Annotated in this window: 15 protein-coding genes; 8 read left to right on the top strand and 7 right to left on the bottom strand. The window is 65.2% G+C overall.

Annotated features, from left to right (window positions below; genetic code table 11):
- The first annotated feature begins 26 nt into the window (after positions 1–26).
- The 7 genes from RCH10_RS19995 (at position 27) to RCH10_RS19965 (ending at position 8,126) form a co-directional block, all read left to right on the top strand.
- Positions 27–986 carry an ABC transporter permease gene (locus tag RCH10_RS19995; RefSeq protein WP_409053740.1) on the top strand — a complete coding sequence of 320 codons (960 nt, stop codon included), beginning with the start codon at positions 27–29 and terminating at the stop codon, positions 984–986.
- Positions 983–1,858 carry an ABC transporter permease gene (locus RCH10_RS19990; protein ID WP_323495618.1) on the top strand — a complete coding sequence of 292 codons (876 nt, stop codon included), beginning with the start codon at positions 983–985 and terminating at the stop codon, positions 1,856–1,858. Before RCH10_RS19995 ends, RCH10_RS19990 begins: the two co-directional genes overlap by 4 nt.
- A 42-nt stretch (positions 1,859–1,900) precedes the next feature.
- The gene (locus tag RCH10_RS19985) at positions 1,901–2,911 is read left to right on the top strand and encodes an ABC transporter ATP-binding protein (RefSeq protein ID WP_409053739.1); all 1,011 of its coding nucleotides are present in this window, start codon (positions 1,901–1,903) and stop codon (positions 2,909–2,911) included.
- Between the two features lie 80 nt (positions 2,912–2,991).
- Complete coding sequence (locus RCH10_RS19980) at positions 2,992–3,750, top strand: ATP-binding cassette domain-containing protein (protein WP_409053757.1); 759 nt, start codon at positions 2,992–2,994, stop codon at positions 3,748–3,750.
- Between the two features lie 86 nt (positions 3,751–3,836).
- A complete protein-coding gene (locus tag RCH10_RS19975) occupies positions 3,837–5,330 on the top strand; it encodes an ABC transporter substrate-binding protein (RefSeq protein WP_409053738.1) in 1,494 nt (497 codons plus the stop codon).
- On the top strand, positions 5,327–6,733 hold the full coding sequence (locus RCH10_RS19970; protein WP_409053737.1) for an amidase: 1,407 nt from the start codon (positions 5,327–5,329) through the stop codon (positions 6,731–6,733). The genes RCH10_RS19975 and RCH10_RS19970 overlap by 4 nt, the downstream gene beginning before the upstream one ends.
- Positions 6,734–6,764: 31 nt before the next feature.
- Positions 6,765–8,126, top strand: coding sequence for a tetratricopeptide repeat protein (locus RCH10_RS19965; RefSeq protein ID WP_409053736.1), 1,362 nt, complete (start codon positions 6,765–6,767; stop codon positions 8,124–8,126).
- Between the two features lie 15 nt (positions 8,127–8,141).
- Here the strand turns inward: RCH10_RS19965 and RCH10_RS19960 are convergent, their stop codons facing one another.
- On the bottom strand, positions 8,142–8,840 hold the full coding sequence (locus RCH10_RS19960; RefSeq protein ID WP_409053735.1) for a histidine phosphatase family protein: 699 nt from the start codon (positions 8,838–8,840) through the stop codon (positions 8,142–8,144).
- A gap of 124 nt (positions 8,841–8,964) precedes the next feature.
- On the opposite strand from RCH10_RS19960, the gene RCH10_RS19955 reads away from it, so the two are divergent.
- Entirely contained in the window at positions 8,965–9,690 is a 726-nt protein-coding gene (locus tag RCH10_RS19955; RefSeq protein ID WP_409053734.1) for an alpha/beta fold hydrolase, read from the top strand.
- 8 nt (positions 9,691–9,698) lie between these two features.
- Here RCH10_RS19955 and pxpA read toward each other — a convergent pair whose 3' ends face one another.
- Genes pxpA through RCH10_RS19925 form a run of 6 tightly spaced genes read right to left on the bottom strand, consistent with a single transcriptional unit; the run spans position 9,699 to position 14,704 of the window.
- Entirely contained in the window at positions 9,699–10,433 is a 735-nt protein-coding gene (gene pxpA / locus RCH10_RS19950) for a 5-oxoprolinase subunit PxpA (protein ID WP_409053733.1), read from the bottom strand.
- Entirely contained in the window at positions 10,423–11,490 is a 1,068-nt protein-coding gene (locus RCH10_RS19945) for a biotin-dependent carboxyltransferase family protein (protein WP_323495626.1), read from the bottom strand. Before RCH10_RS19945 ends, pxpA begins: the two co-directional genes overlap by 11 nt.
- Positions 11,487–12,152 carry a 5-oxoprolinase subunit PxpB gene (gene pxpB / locus RCH10_RS19940; protein WP_409053732.1) on the bottom strand — a complete coding sequence of 222 codons (666 nt, stop codon included), beginning with the start codon at positions 12,150–12,152 and terminating at the stop codon, positions 11,487–11,489. Before pxpB ends, RCH10_RS19945 begins: the two co-directional genes overlap by 4 nt.
- A complete protein-coding gene (gene coaD, locus RCH10_RS19935) occupies positions 12,153–12,656 on the bottom strand; it encodes a pantetheine-phosphate adenylyltransferase (RefSeq protein WP_187052993.1) in 504 nt (167 codons plus the stop codon).
- Positions 12,657–12,695: 39 nt separating this feature from the next.
- A complete protein-coding gene (locus RCH10_RS19930) occupies positions 12,696–13,355 on the bottom strand; it encodes an RsmD family RNA methyltransferase (protein WP_323500222.1) in 660 nt (219 codons plus the stop codon).
- Positions 13,352–14,704, bottom strand: a complete 1,353-nt coding sequence (locus tag RCH10_RS19925) for a M16 family metallopeptidase (RefSeq protein ID WP_409053731.1) — start codon at positions 14,702–14,704, stop codon at positions 13,352–13,354. The genes RCH10_RS19930 and RCH10_RS19925 overlap by 4 nt, the downstream gene beginning before the upstream one ends.
- Positions 14,705–14,713 lie beyond the last annotated feature (9 nt).

Genomic DNA, 14,713 nt, shown 5'->3' with positions numbered 1-14,713 from the left:
TGTCGGGTTATGCTGCGCCCCGCCTCATGAGTCTGTTTCTTCTAAAGCGCCTCGCCACACTGATCGGTACGCTGATCGGCGCTTCGGTCATCGTCTTCCTCGTACTAGAGATCCTGCCCGGCAATGCCGCGCAGTTGCTCATGGGCCCCGATGCCGCGCCTGAAGCGGTGGCGGCGCTGGCCTCCAAGCTCGGCCTCGATCAGCCGGCCTGGACACGCTACTGGCACTGGATCGGCGGCATCCTCACCGGCAATCTCGGCGACAGCTATGCCTACAGCTCACCGGTGCTCGACCTTATTCTCGAACGGCTTTCGCTCACCGTGCCGCTCGCCCTGATGGCGATGGCGCTCACCACCGTGCTCGCGCTGCTGGTCGGCGTGACTGCTGCAGCGCGTCACAACAAGCTCGGCGATGTCGGCCTGATGGGCATGACGCAGATCGGCATCGCGATTCCCAACTTCTGGTTCGCGATCCTTCTGATACTCGTCTTTTCGGTCAACCTCCAGTGGTTCTCGGCCGGCGGCTTCGACGGCTGGGGTGAAGGCATTGGCGGTGTGGCGGCCGGCATCAAGGCTCTTCTGTTGCCCGCGTTGTCGCTCGCAGTCGTGCAGGCGGCCATCCTTGCGCGCATCACGCGATCTGCCGTGCTCGAGGTCATGCGCGAAGACTTCGTCAGGACGGCCCGCGCCAAAGGCGTATCGCAACGCGCCGTGTTGTGGACCCATGTGCTGCGCAACGCCATGATCCCCGTCGTCACCGTCATGGGCATGCAGTTTTCGGAGTTGCTGGCCGGCACCATCGTGGTCGAAAACGTGTTCTACCTGCCCGGCCTCGGCCGCCTCATCTTTCAGGCCATCAGCAACCGCGATTTGATCGTCGTTCGCAACTGCGTGATGTTGCTCGCGGCCATGGTGGTCATCGTCAATTTCGTGGTCGACGTGCTGTACGCGGTCATCGATCCGCGCATCAAGGCCAGCGACATATGAACGCCATCGTCATTCCGAGCGGTGCGGCGCTCACAGTGCCGGGCTTCTGGCGCCGCGCATTGCACCACCGCAGCTTCATGCTCGGCGCTGTGCTCACAGCGCTGCTGCTGCTGGCGGCCGCCGTGTCTCTCGTGTGGACCCCGTGGTCACCGTACGAGATAGACCTCGCCGACAAGCTGAAGCCGCCTTCGGGTGCGCATTGGCTCGGCACCGACACCTATGGCCGCGACGTCGTCTCGCTGTTGCTGGTTGGCGCACGCGCGTCCATTCTGGTCGGCATGATCGCTGTCGGCATCGGCCTCACGGTGGGCACCGCCCTCGGCTTGCTCGCTGCAGCACGGCGCGGCTGGATCGAAGAAGCCGTCATGCGGTTTTCCGACTTCACGCTGGCCTTTCCTGCCATCCTGTCGGCCATCATGATGACGGCGGTGTTCGGCGCCGGCATCGTCAATGCGATCGTCGCGATCGGCATCTACAACATTCCGACCTTTGCGCGAATCACGCGCGCATCGGCCAACGCGATCTGGTCGCGTGAATACATTGCGGCCTCGCGCGCCTGCGGCAAGGGGTCGTTCGCAATCACCATGCAGCACGTGTTGCCCAACATCTCGGCCGTGCTGATCGTGCAGATCAGCATTCGCTTCGCCATCGCGATCCTTGCCGAGGCCGCCCTCTCCTACCTCGGCCTCGGCACGCAGCCGCCGCAACCTTCGTGGGGCCGCATGCTGAGCGAGGCGCAGACCATGATGTTCCAGGCGCCGTTACTCGCGGTGTTTCCGGGCGTGGCCATTGCGCTGGCGGTGCTTGGGCTCAACTTGCTCGGCGACGGGCTGCGCGACCTGCTCGATCCACGTCTTGCGCGCGCTCGTTGAACACCCCGACGAGCACCCGATGAAGCCCCGCTGAAAAATCCCATGGCACTGCTCGAAGTCAACGATCTCCACATTCAACTGCAAACGCAACGCGGCCCGGCCGAAGCAGTGCGCGGCATCGGCTTTGCACTGGAGCGCGGCGAGACGATGGGCATCGTCGGTGAGTCGGGCTGCGGCAAGTCGATTACCGTGCAGTCGTTGATGGGTTTGCTTCCCTCGACCGCGAAGGTCACCGGCAGCATCCGCTTCGACGGCACCGAACTCGTCGGGCTCGACGAGGCTGCCATGTGCGAGATACGCGGTAACCGAATCGGCATGATTTTTCAGGAGCCGATGACGGCACTGAATCCGGTGCACACCATCGCGCGGCAAGTGGGTGAGCCGTTGCGATTGCATCGCCGGTTGTCGGGTGCAGCGGCACGCAAGGAAGTGCTGGCACTGCTCGACCGCGTCGGCATCCCCGATGCAGCGTCACGGCTCGACGCCTATCCGCACCAGTTCTCCGGCGGACAACGGCAGCGCATCGGCATTGCGATGGCGCTGGCCTGCGGTCCCGATCTGCTGATCGCCGATGAGCCGACCACCGCGCTCGACGTCACCATTCAAAAGCAGATCCTCGACCTGATCCAGAGCCTGGTCGCAGAGCGCGGCATGGCGCTGATCTTGATCTCGCACGACCTTGGCGTCATCGCGCAGAGCGTCTCGAAGATGATGGTCATGTACGGCGGCAGCATCGTCGAAAGCGGTGCGACTTCGGTCGTCTTCGCTGAACGTGCGCATCCGTACACACAAGGTCTGTTCGCAGCACGGCCTGCCCTCGGCGCACCGCGCGGCGTGCGGCTGGCGACTATCAAAGGCAGCGTGCCCGAGCTGGTCGACATGCCGCCAGGCTGCCCCTTCGCGGGGCGCTGTGCATACACCATCGATGCCTGCGTTTCGACGCGGCCACCGCCTGTCGCATTGCCGAGTGGCGACGTCGTGCGTTGCATACGACTCGGCGATCTCACGCCCATGCCACCTTCAAGCCCGATGGCTTTGGAGGCAGTGTCGTGAGCGCATCCGTGAGCACCTCTGCAACCAGCTCCATCGCACCCAAGCTGCTCGAAGTCACCGACCTGGTGCGCCACTACGCCATGCCGCGTGAGTCGTTGTTCGCTGCGCCCAAACTGGTGAAGGCGCTCAATGGCGTGAGCTTCTCGATCGAACAAGGCCGCAGCCTCGGCATCGTCGGAGAGTCGGGCTCTGGCAAGTCGACCATCGCGCGATTGGTGATGGCGCTCGACAAGCCGACCTCTGGCCGTGTCGAATTGCTGAGTCGCGATTTGCACACCTTGCCGCGTGCCGATTTGCGGACTGCGCGACGCGACATCCAGATGGTGTTTCAAGACCCGTACGGCTCGCTCGACCCACGTCAAACGGTCGCGCGCATCGTTGCCGAGCCGCTTGAGGCGCTGGCCGAAACGACGCGCGCCGAGCAGCGTGAACGCGCCAGTGAATCGCTTGCCGCGGTGGGTCTGCGCTCGACCGACATGAACAAGTATCCGCACGAATTTTCGGGCGGCCAACGGCAACGCATCGCGATCGCCCGTGCGCTCATCACGCGACCCAAACTCATCGTGGCCGACGAGCCGGTGAGTGCACTAGACGTGTCGGTGCAGGCCCAAGTGCTCAACTTGATGAACGACCTGCAGCAGCAGTTCGGCATCAGCTATCTCCTCATCAGCCACGACCTCGCAGTCGTCAACCATCTGTGCGACGACGTGTGCGTGCTGCACCGTGGCGTCATCGTGGAACGCGGTGCGCCGCAGCAGCTGTTCGCGCACGCGCAACACCCCTACACGCAGGCGTTGCTGGCGGCCGTCCCCCGGGCGGAACCGGTGATGCCCGCATAAGCAAATGCTTGCCGGCCCACAGGCTGATCGCGCATGATGTAACTTTGTTTTTCCTTGATTTCATCAGTCCTTCTGGAGCCCCGACCATGCTGAACAGACGCACCGTCCTCACCTCATCTGCCGCGGCCGCACTGGCCTCGACCTTGCCAACGCTTGCCTTGTCGCAAGGCCGCAAGGATTCGATCGTGATCGGCATGGCGCTCGAACCGCCGGGGCTCGATCCGACCGCAGGCGCCGCCGCAGCCATTGCCGAGATCGTTCAATACAACGTGCTCGAAACGCTGACCAAGATCAACGCCGACGGCAGCGTGACGCCGATGCTGGCCGAAAGCTGGGAGGTATCGCCCGACCTGAAGACGTACACCTTCAAGTTGCGCCGCGGCGTCAAGTTCCAGAACGGCGAACCGTTCAACGCCACGACAGTCAAGTTCGCCTTCGACCGCGCCGGCGGTGAGAAGAGCACCAACAAGGACAAGCGGACGTTCGCCAACCTGAGCACGCAAGTGATCGACGACGCCACCGTGGTCGTGATCAACAAGGAGATCGATCCCGACCTGCCCTTCGTGCTGGGGCAAGCGACGGCCGTGATCGTCGAGCCCAAGAGCGCCGACACCAACGCGACCAAACCGATCGGCACCGGCCCCTACAAACTGGAGAGCTGGGCCAAGGGCTCGTCGCTCGTTCTGACCAAGTGGGAAGGCTTTCGCAGCCCCGGCAACGCCAAGATCAACAAGGTCACGTTCCGCTTCATCGCCGACACCGCCGCGCAGGCGGCGTCGCTGCTGGCCGGCGACGTCGATGCTTTCCCGCGCGCCGGCACACGCATCGTTCCGCAGTTCAAGAGCAACCCGCAATTCCAGGTGATCCTCGGCGGCTCGCGCGCCAAGACCATCGTCGCCATCAACAACAAGAAGAAGCCGCTGGACGACGTGCGCGTGCGCCGCGCCATCCTGGCTGCGCTCGACCGCAAAGCCTTTATCGAAGGCGCCGCCGATGGCTTTGGCGTGCCGATCGGAAGCCACTACGTGCCGGGCGCGGCGGGCTACATCGACACCACTGGCATCAACCCGTTCGACATCGAAAAGGCCAAGAAACTGCTGGCCGAAGCCGGCGTCAAGACGCCGCTCGAACTGACGATGACCTTGCCGCCACCGCCCTATGCGCGGCAGGGCGGAGAAGTGGTCGTGGCTCAGCTCGCCAAGATCGGTATCGTCGTCAAGGTGCAGAACGTCGAGTGGGCGCAGTGGCTCAGCAACACCTACGGCGGCCCGCACAACTACGACCTGTCGATCATTTCGCACGTCGAACCGTTCGACATCGGCAACTACGCCAAGCCGGACTATTACTGGGGCTACCAGTCGAAGGCTTTCGACACGCTGTTCGACAAGATCAAGAGCACCGGCAACGCGGCCGAGCGCCTCAAGCTTCTGGGCGAAGCGCAAAAGATGCTGGCGACCGATGCCGCCAACGGCTTCATGTACCAGCCGCAGTTCCCCACCATCGCCAAGAAGGGCGTGAAGGGACTGTGGAAAGAAATGCCGATTTTCGTCAACGATCTGTCGGCACTGAGCTGGTCGTGAGCCAGGCACTCAACGAACTGACTGCGCGCGAGCTGGTCGACGCCTATCGCGATCGCGCGCTTTCGCCGGTCGAGGTGACGCAGGCGGTGCTCGCGCACGTCGAGCGTTGGGAGCCGCACCTGCAGGCGACGTACCTGCTGCGTCCCGAGTCCGCGCTCGAGCAGGCGCGCGCATCGGAAACGCGCTGGCGCAACGGTTCACCGCTCGGCCCGCTCGACGGTGTGCCGACCACAATCAAGGAAAACATCGCGACGCGCGGTGATCCGCTGCCGGCCGGCACGGCGGCTGTCGAGCTGCGCCCCGCCCCCGCAGACGCGCCTCCCTCGGCCCGCCTGAAAGAAAGCGGCGCAGTCATCGTCTCGAAAACGACGATGCCCGACTACGGCATGTTGTCGTCGGGCCTGTCGAGCTTTCATACGCTGGCGCGCAACCCATGGGACTTGAGCAAGACGCCGGGCGGCTCAAGCGCCGGCGCAGGTGCTGCCGCAGCCGCTGGCTACGGACCGCTTCACGTTGGCACGGACATCGGCGGATCGTTGCGCCTGCCGGCCGGCTGGTGCGGCATCTTCACGCTCAAGCCGAGTCTGGGCCGTATTCCGATCGACCCGCCGTACATGGGTCGCTCGGCCGGTCCCATGACGCGCACCGTGGGCGATGCGGCGTTGATGATGGAAGTGCTGGCACTGCCCGATGCACGCGACAGCATGAGCTTGCCGGCGCAAGACATCGCATGGTCTTCCAGCGAAGTCGCTGTCGACTACTTGAAGGGACTGCGCATCGGCCTGCTGCTCGATGCCGGCTGCGGCCTGGCGGTCGAGCCCGAGATCAAGGCGGCCATCGAAAATGCAGCACGTCTCTTCGAACAAGCCGGCGCCATCGTCGAGCCGATGCAGCCCTTCATGTCGCAGGCCATGCTCGACGGTATGGATCACCTGTGGCGCATGCGCTCGCTTGTGGACATGAAGACGCTGCCGCCTGAGCGACGCGCCAAGGTGCTGCCGTACATTCTCCAGTGGGCCGAGAGCGCCGCCGGGTTCAGCGGCGAACATGTGTTCCGTGCCCTCAGTCAGTTCCATGCGACCCGCGTGGCAACGGTCGATGCCTGTGCGAAGTACGACTACGTGATCTCGCCCGTTTCGCCCAACATGCCGGCCCCTGCCGACCATGCATCGCCGACCAACGATCCGTTGCGGCCGCTGGAGCACATCGGCTTCACGGTGCCGTACAACATGTCGGAGCAGCCGGCGTCATCGATCAACTGCGGCTACAGCGCGACGGGTTTGCCCATCGGGCTGCAGATTGCCGGACAACGCTTCGACGACCTGGGCGTGCTCAAGGTGTCGCGCGCTTTCGAGCTGATTCGCGAGCCGCAACGCGCATGGCCGCAACCGCCTAAAAACTGAGAACCCGGTCGATTCCGCGACTCGCACGCACATGCTCACGACAGACAGTCTCGGCAACCCGTTGACCCTCGACGACGAGGCCAGCCGGGCCTCGGTCGACGACTTCGTCATGGGCTTCATCTCGACCGAGGGCCGCGCCGTCAACTTGCTGGCCATCGCCGACACCGGCCTGAGCCCGATCGTGCAGGCGTATGCGGCGACGCTGCATCTGTTCGCGGAGTCGCGCGATGCGGTCGCCAACGCGACGCCGTACCTCGACCGGGCGAAGGCGGGTGCGATCGACAATGCACGCGCCACACCGCGCGAGCGCCGCTACATCGCAGCCGTCGAAGCATGGGCTGCCGGCGACATCGCACGCGCCATCGCGCTGCACACCGAGCAGGCGCGCGAGCATCCACGCGACCTCGTGTCGCTCAAGCTCGGCCAATACCACTGCTTCAACACCGGCGACGGCCCCGGCATGCTGCGGCTGGCACTGGCTGCCCTGCCCGTTGCGGCCGATATTCCGTACATGCACGGCATGGCCGCTTTCGGCTACGAGCAGTGCCACCTGATGCGGGAGGCCGAGGCGAGTGCGCGCCGAGCCATCGCCATGTGCCGCAAGGAGCCTTGGGCACATCACGCGCTGGGGCACGTCATGCTGACCGAGGGCCGGCTCACCGAAGGGCTGGCGTTCATGCAGGACGTGAGCGACACCTGGACTGGTCTCAACTCGTTCATGGTCACGCACAACTGGTGGCACGTGGCGCTGTTCCTTATCGATCTCGGCCGTGATGCCGAGGCACTGGATATCTACGACCGGCAAGTGTGGGGCGTAGCCAAGGACTACTCGCAGGACCAGATCGGTGCGGTGTCCCTGCTGGCCCGCTTCGAACTCGCGGGCATCGACGTCGGCCATCGGTGGAACGATGTGGCCGGCTACCTGCCGCGCCGGCTCGACGACCACGTGCTGCCGTTTCTGGACCTGCAATACCTTTACGGCCTGGCACGCGCCGATCGCCCCGAAGCCGACACGCTGCTGCGCAACATCGAAGCCTTTGCACCGCACGCGCCGGCGTCGACGCGCTCAGCCTGGCAACGCGTGTGCGTGCCGGCCGCCATGGGCTTGATGGCGCACGCACGCGGCGACTTCGTGACGGCCATCGAAGCACTCGGCCAGGCTTTGCCGCGACTGATCGAGATCGGCGGCAGCCATGCGCAGCGCGATCTGTTCGAACAGGTTTATCTCGACGCACTGGTGTGTTGCGGCACCGAGGCCACGCTGACAGGTGCGCAAGGCGTGCTGCAACAGCAGCTCAATGGACAACCCGAATCGCTCCGGTTGCGCCGGCAGACAGCGGCGGTGTACGTGCGCCTCGGCCTGGACACGATGGTCACTGCACCGGACAGCTAGCGAGTCCTGGTGCTGCTAGCGCTTGGGCAGGTGCCGCGTCTGGTCGTATGTCGGCTGCGCCGGCAGATCGTCGAGGTGACGCGTGTCGGCCCAGTCGAGAATCTCGATGCTTGTCGGCACCGCCGCATCGGCGATGCGAACACGATTGAACCCGGCATTCGGAATGTCGCTGCGACGCGGCCCGCTCAGGCTCAGGCCATTGGCGGTGCGCCAGACCATGTCGAGCACGCCGCCGTGCGTCACGACCAGCACGCGCTGGCCCGCATGGAGCGCCGCGATGTCACCGAGCGCGCCCATGATGCGCGCATGAAAATCGCGCGCATTCTCGCCTTCGGGCATCGCGTGGTCCTCGCGAAACTCCAGCCACTGCTCCCATGCACGCGGATGCAGGTTCTGAATTTCATCGGCACGCATGCCCTCGACAAGGCCGAAGTTCTGCTCCCGCAGCGAGACACGCGTCACGACGGACAGGCTCAGTTGCTGAGCGGCCGGCGCAGCCGTTTGCTGCGCTCGCATGAGGTCGCTGCTGAGCAGATGCTGCACCGTCTCGCCTGCCAGTCGCAAGCCGAGACGACGCGCCTGCTCGTGCCCCATGTCGTTCAACGGCACGTCGATATGACCCTGGAATCGCAACTCGCGATTCCAGTCGGTCTCGCCGTGGCGGATGAGGATGATTTCGGTGGCGGAAGGAGATGCGGTGATGGGCGTTGGCATGAACGTCTATTTTCCCTTGCAACTGCGACGACCGTGTTGCGCCTCTCCGAGGACTTCGACGACTTTCATCGGCATGCTCTATCGACCGCCAATGGCACGCCGCCGCTTCACCGAAAATCGTCTGATGACCTCGCTCGCCCGCCCCGTCCGCCTTGTTCTTCTTCCCGGTCTCGCCTGCGATGCGCGCTTGTGGCGCGATCAACTTCCCGTGTTGCCGGCGGCGCTCGAAACAAAGGTCAGCGATGCAGCGACGCGATACGGCACCATCCCCTCGATGGCCGCCGCAGTGCTCCGCGAGAACGCCGGCCTGCTCATTTTGTGCGGTGCATCGATGGGCGGAATGATCGCCATGGAAGCCGCGCGACAAGCGCCCGAGCGCGTCGTCGGGCTGGCATTGCTCGGCACCAACGCACAACCTGAAGGCGCTGAAACCTATGCATTGCGCGAAGCGGCCATTGAACTGTTCGAGCGCGGCGACGTACGCGACGTGATCGAGCCGAACATCGTGTTCGCTTTTCATCGGGCACAGGCGACCGACCGCGAACTCACGCAGCGGTACCTGCAAATCGTGCTGGACGCGGGCGCCGTGCAACTCATCCGCCAGAACCGCGCCGTGATGCGGCGGCCCGATGCGCGCACGCACCTTCCTTCGTTGCGCTGCCCGGTGCTGGTGATGTGCGGTGACAGCGACACCTTGACGCCGCCTGCCTGCTCACGCGAAATCGCCGCGTTGGTGCCGCAAGCAGAGGTGGTTTGGGTGCCGCAATGCGGCCACATGCTGACGATGGAAAAGCCGGCGCTGGTCAACGCCGCCCTGGTCGACTGGCTCGAACGCGTCAGCGCAGCCTGAACACGCCATCAGGCGTGCACGGCAATGCCTTCTTCGAGCAGCCGCTCGCGGATGCGTTTGGCAAACGCCAGCGCATGCGCGCCATCGCCGTGCAGGCACACGGTCTGCGCATTGACCGCGACGATGCTGCCGTCGATGGCCGTCACCTGGTGGTCGCGCACCAGCGAAAGGGTCTGCGCCAACGACTGTGCTTCGTCTTCGATGAGCGCGCCGGGCTGGCTGCGCGGCACCAAGCTGCCATCGGGCTGGTAGCCGCGGTCGGCAAAGACTTCTTCGACCGGCGTCAGGCCGGCCTTTCGCGCCGCATCGATCATCCCGCTGCCCGCCAGCCCGAAGAACTTGAGCGAAGGATCGAAGCGGCGCACCGCCTCGCAAATGGCGGCGGCGAGTCCGGGCTCTTTCGCCGCCTGGTTGTAGAGCTGGCCGTGCGGCTTGACGTGGGCCAGCGTGCCGCCCTCGGCCTTGACGATCGCAGCCAGCGCGCCGATCTGATACAGCACGCCAGCGGTGATCTCGTCTGGCGGCAAGTGCATGGTGCTGCGGCCGAAGTTCTCTCGATCCGGAAAGCTCGGATGCGCGCCGATCGCGACGCCGTGCCGGATGGCCCAGCGCACGCATTGCTGCATGGTCTTTGCGTCGCCAGCATGCCAGCCGCATGCGATGTTGGCCGAACTCACCAGCGCGAGAAGCGCTTCATCGCTGCCGGCGCCTTCGCCAAGGTCGGCGTTCAAATCAATCTGCATGGCTTGTTCCTTCGATCACCTCTCGGGGCAATGGTTCGACCACCGCATTCTGGGACGACACCGGCCAGCCTGCAGAAGCGAGGCCTTGATCGACCTGCGCCAGATAACGTTGCTGTCCATCCCACGCCGCCAGCGCTTCGGTGGCATCGACTCGCACCATCTGCAGTTGGCCGTTGAGCGGCGCCTGCGCCAGCTTCCACAGGTCCGCGCGAATCACCACGCCGACGCACGGATAGCCGCCAGTGGTTTGCGCATCGCCCATCAGGATGATCGGCTTGCCCGACGGGGGCACCTGAATAGTCCCCGGAATCACGCCTGCCGACAGCATGTCGACGTTGCGCTTGCGCCTGAGTTCGGGTCCATCGAGCCGGCTGCCCATGCGGTTGCTCTGCGGCGTCACGCGCCATGTCGCGCTCCATAGCAACTCTCGCGAAGCGACGGTGAACTGATCGAACTCGGGGCCGGGCATCACGCGCAACGGGATCGGCGCATTGGCGCTCACGTGATGGCCGTCGATACCCCAGCCCGGCGCGCGCAACCCAAAAGCGCGACGCCTCAACAACGCCGGGGTCAACGTCGAAACGCCGATCGGCAAGCGGTCGCCCTTCTTCAATGCGCGGCCCTGATGACCACCGAACCCGGCCTTGAGATCGGTGCTGCGCGAGCCGAGTATCTGCACCACGTCGATGCCGCCGGCCACTGCGAGCCAGCTGCGCAGGCCCTGCTTGGCGCTCTTGGCGTTGGCGCCGGCGAGCACCAAGGTCTGCCCGGCGGACACCGGCACGCTCCAGTTCGGCCAGAGCGGAACGCCATCGAGCGTCGCACCGAAATCGTCACCCGCCAGTGCGATGCGTGTCGCGGCTTCGAAGCGGAATTCGCACCGGCCCATCGTCAGTTCGAGGCCGGCCGCGTTGTCGTCGTTGCCGACCAGCCGATTCGCCAGTGTGAGCGCCAGCGCATCGAGTGCGCCCCCAGGGCAAATACCGAACTGTCGATGGCCGTAGCGCCCCAGATCTTGAACCGACGACAGCATGCCGGGCCGCACGACGACAATCATGGTTGCACGCTTTCGGCGACGAAGCGCACGCGATCACCGGGACGCAGCAAGGTCGGCGGTTCGTTCTTCGGGTCGAACAGCTCGATCGACGTGCGGCCGATCAGCTGCCAACCACCCGGCGAGACCAGCGGATAGATGCCGGTCTGCTCGCCGCCGATGCCGATCGAGCGTGCCGGCACCGCGGTCCGCGGCTCTGCGCGACGCGGCGTTGCAAGCGATGCCGGCAGGCCGCCCATGAAAGCGAAGCCGGGCAAAAACCCGAGGAAGTAAACGATGTAGTCGGCAGCCGCATGGCGCTGCACCACCTCGGCCGGCGTGAGGCCCGTGTGAGCTGCGACGTCGGCCAGGTCGGGACCGTCTTCGCCGCCATAGCGCACCGGAATCTCGATCTGCCGGCCTTCGATGGCCGTGGCGGTGAGTTGCGGCCACGCAGCGAAGACCTGTATCTCGAGCTCGGAAGCCTCGATCTCGAGTGGGTCGAACAGCAGGGTCAGATTGTTCATGCCCGGCAGCACTTCATGCACACCGCGCCAGCGTGATGCTTCGCTGGCGAGCGCCCAGATTTTCTGTTGCTGCGCCAGCGTGGCCGGCGCGGGTAACTCGCAGAGCAAGGCTGCATCGCCGAGCGCGTGCAGGCGGGGTGGCTCGGCCGACGCCCCCATCTATTCGCGGCCCAGGCTGCGGACTTTGGCGATGAGTTCGGTCTGCACGCTGGGCGAAACGAACTTGTCGACTTCACCGCCGAGCATCGCAATCTCGCGCACGAAGGTGCTGGAGATGAACTGGTATTTGTCACTCGGCGTGAGGAACACGGTCTCGACGTTGGGCATGAGGGAGCGGTTCATGCCTGCGAGCTGGAACTCGTAGTCGAAGTCGGTGACGGCGCGCAGGCCGCGCACCATTGCCTTGCCGCCGCGCGCCACCACGAAGTCGCGCAACAGGCCCGAAAAACTTTCCACGGTCACCTGGTCGCTGTAGGGCTCGACGGCCTGTTGCGCCATCTGGATGCGCTCTTGCAGCGAGAACAGCGCCTTTTTGTGATGGCCGGCAGCAACCGCGACGATCACCTTCGAAAAAAGCTGGGTGGCACGTCGAACCACGTCTTCGTGGCCGAGAGTGATGGGGTCGAAGGTGCCGGGGTAAACCGCGATCACGTTGCTGGTCATGGGCTCCACTCCTTCGGCCTTTGCGGCCGGGTCGGCGGATTATGCAGCGCTGGCCGGGCCCTTTCGCAGCAGATGGGCGTGCACCGCGCCGGCCTTCAGGTGGCGGTAGACATGAAGACCGAGCGGCGCCAGCTCTTCGTCGTTCCAGAGACGCGCGGCTTCGAGATAGACCGCGCCATCGTCGTGTACCGCGCGCGCCGCGGCACGCAACGCCGGCTCATACAGCGCCGGGCTTTCGAAAGGCGGGTCGAGAAACACCGCGTGCATTGAGTTGGCCGTCGTGCGCTCGAGTGCCGTGACGCCGTTGCCGCGCTCGATGCGCACCGCCTCGGCCGCAAGCTTGGTCTTGAGCTTGAGCAACTGGTCGACGAGCGCGGATTCCTGATCGACCAGCAGCACGCTGACGGCACCGCGCGACGCCGCTTCGAGCCCTAGCGCTCCGGTGCCGGCAAACGCATCGATGCAGTGCCAGCCGGGCAGAGCGCCGCCGGTAGCGCCGGATGAAGCGCCCGCAAGGCTGGCGAGCCAGTTGAACAACGTCTCGCGAACCCGGTCGGGCGTCGGACGCAGCCCCGGTTTGTCGGCGACGGCGAGGCGCGTGCGCTTCCACTGGCCGCCGATGATGCGGACCTCATGCGGTCGTTTGTCGGCGCGGCCAGTCGGCTGAACGCGTGCTTTGGTCTTGTCTGGTTTTTTCATGGCTTGGCGCCGACGATAACCGTGACCATGCGCTCTGGCTGCAATTTGCGGGCAAACGCGGCCTTGATGTCGGCCGCAGTGATCGCGTTCATGCGCGCGGTCCAGGTGTCGAGGTAGTCGAAAGGCAGGTCGTACCAGGCAATGTTGGCGATGTTGCCGAGCAGTTTCTTGTTGCTGTCGAGCAGCAAGGGGAAACCGCCGATCACGTTGTCCTTGGCGGCCTTGAGTTCGGCGTCTGTCGGACCGTCGGCGACGAACCTCGCCAGTACCTCGCGGGACACCTTCACAGCTTCGTCTGCCTGGTCGGGCCGCGTCTGGAAGCCGATGCGAAAAGCGCCGGCCTCGAGCCCTGGCGCAAAGCCGCTGTAGATGCTGTAAGTCAGGCCACGCTTCTCTCGCACCTGCTCCGTCAAACGCGAGACGAAGCCGCCGCCGCCCAGCACGTAGTTGCCGAGGTTCAACGCGAAGTGATCGGGATCGTCGCGCCGGTAGCCCGGCTGGCCAATAACGACCTGCGCCTGCGCGGACTCGAACGGGATGCGCTCCACTTTCGGTGCCGTGAGCGCAGCGACTTGCGGAATGATCGGCAGTGCGGCGCACGTCGCCGTTTGCGGCAAGCGAGCCAGCAGTGCGGTCGCAATGGCGTCCGCCTGCGCTCGCGTCACTGCGCCGACGATGCTCAGCTTGGCGCGGCACGGCAGCATCAGCGCCGCGTATCGCGCGCGCATGGTCGCCACATCGATGCGCGCCAGCGTGGTCTCGTCGGTCTCCTGGCCCAACGGATTGGACCCATACACCGCATGCGCGAAGTTGCGTGCCGCGACAACGCCGGGCTTGGTGTTCGCCTCCTTGATGGCCGCGCTGAGGCGCTCTCGCTCCCGCTGCCAGACGTCGTCGGGGAACTCCGGCTCGCCTATGACGCGTGCCGCCAGCGCAACGGCCTTGTCGAGCAACTTGGGATCGGAGAGGCTGCGCAGCGCGAAGCTCGTGCGCTCGCCGCCGGCACCGACGTTGAACTCGGCGCCCAGATCGGCCCAGGCTTCGCCCAGCGCGTTCTGGTCCATGGCAGGTGCACCGTCCACGGCACGAATGCCCTTTTCGACCATGTCTGCAGTAACGCCGGCCAGGCCCGCTTGCGCATCCGGGTCGCGGCGGCTGCCTGCATCGAAGTCGAGCTGCACATCGACGATGGGCAAGGTGCTGACGGCGCCGAGGTACACCTTGGCGCCGTTTGGCAAAGTCCAGTGCTGGATCGGAATGGCAGCTTGCGCCGTCGAAACGGAAAGCGTCGCAGCGCCGGTCAACGCGGTCATGGCGGCCACGGCCGCGATCTTCTTGAAGGTCAACATCGGTTGTAT

It is taken from the genome of Variovorax sp. GrIS 2.14 (assembly GCF_046115955.1).
GTDB lineage: Bacteria > Pseudomonadota > Gammaproteobacteria > Burkholderiales > Burkholderiaceae_C > Variovorax.
Note: the sequence above shows the minus strand (reverse complement) of the source record. Positions and strands in the feature narration are given on the sequence as shown.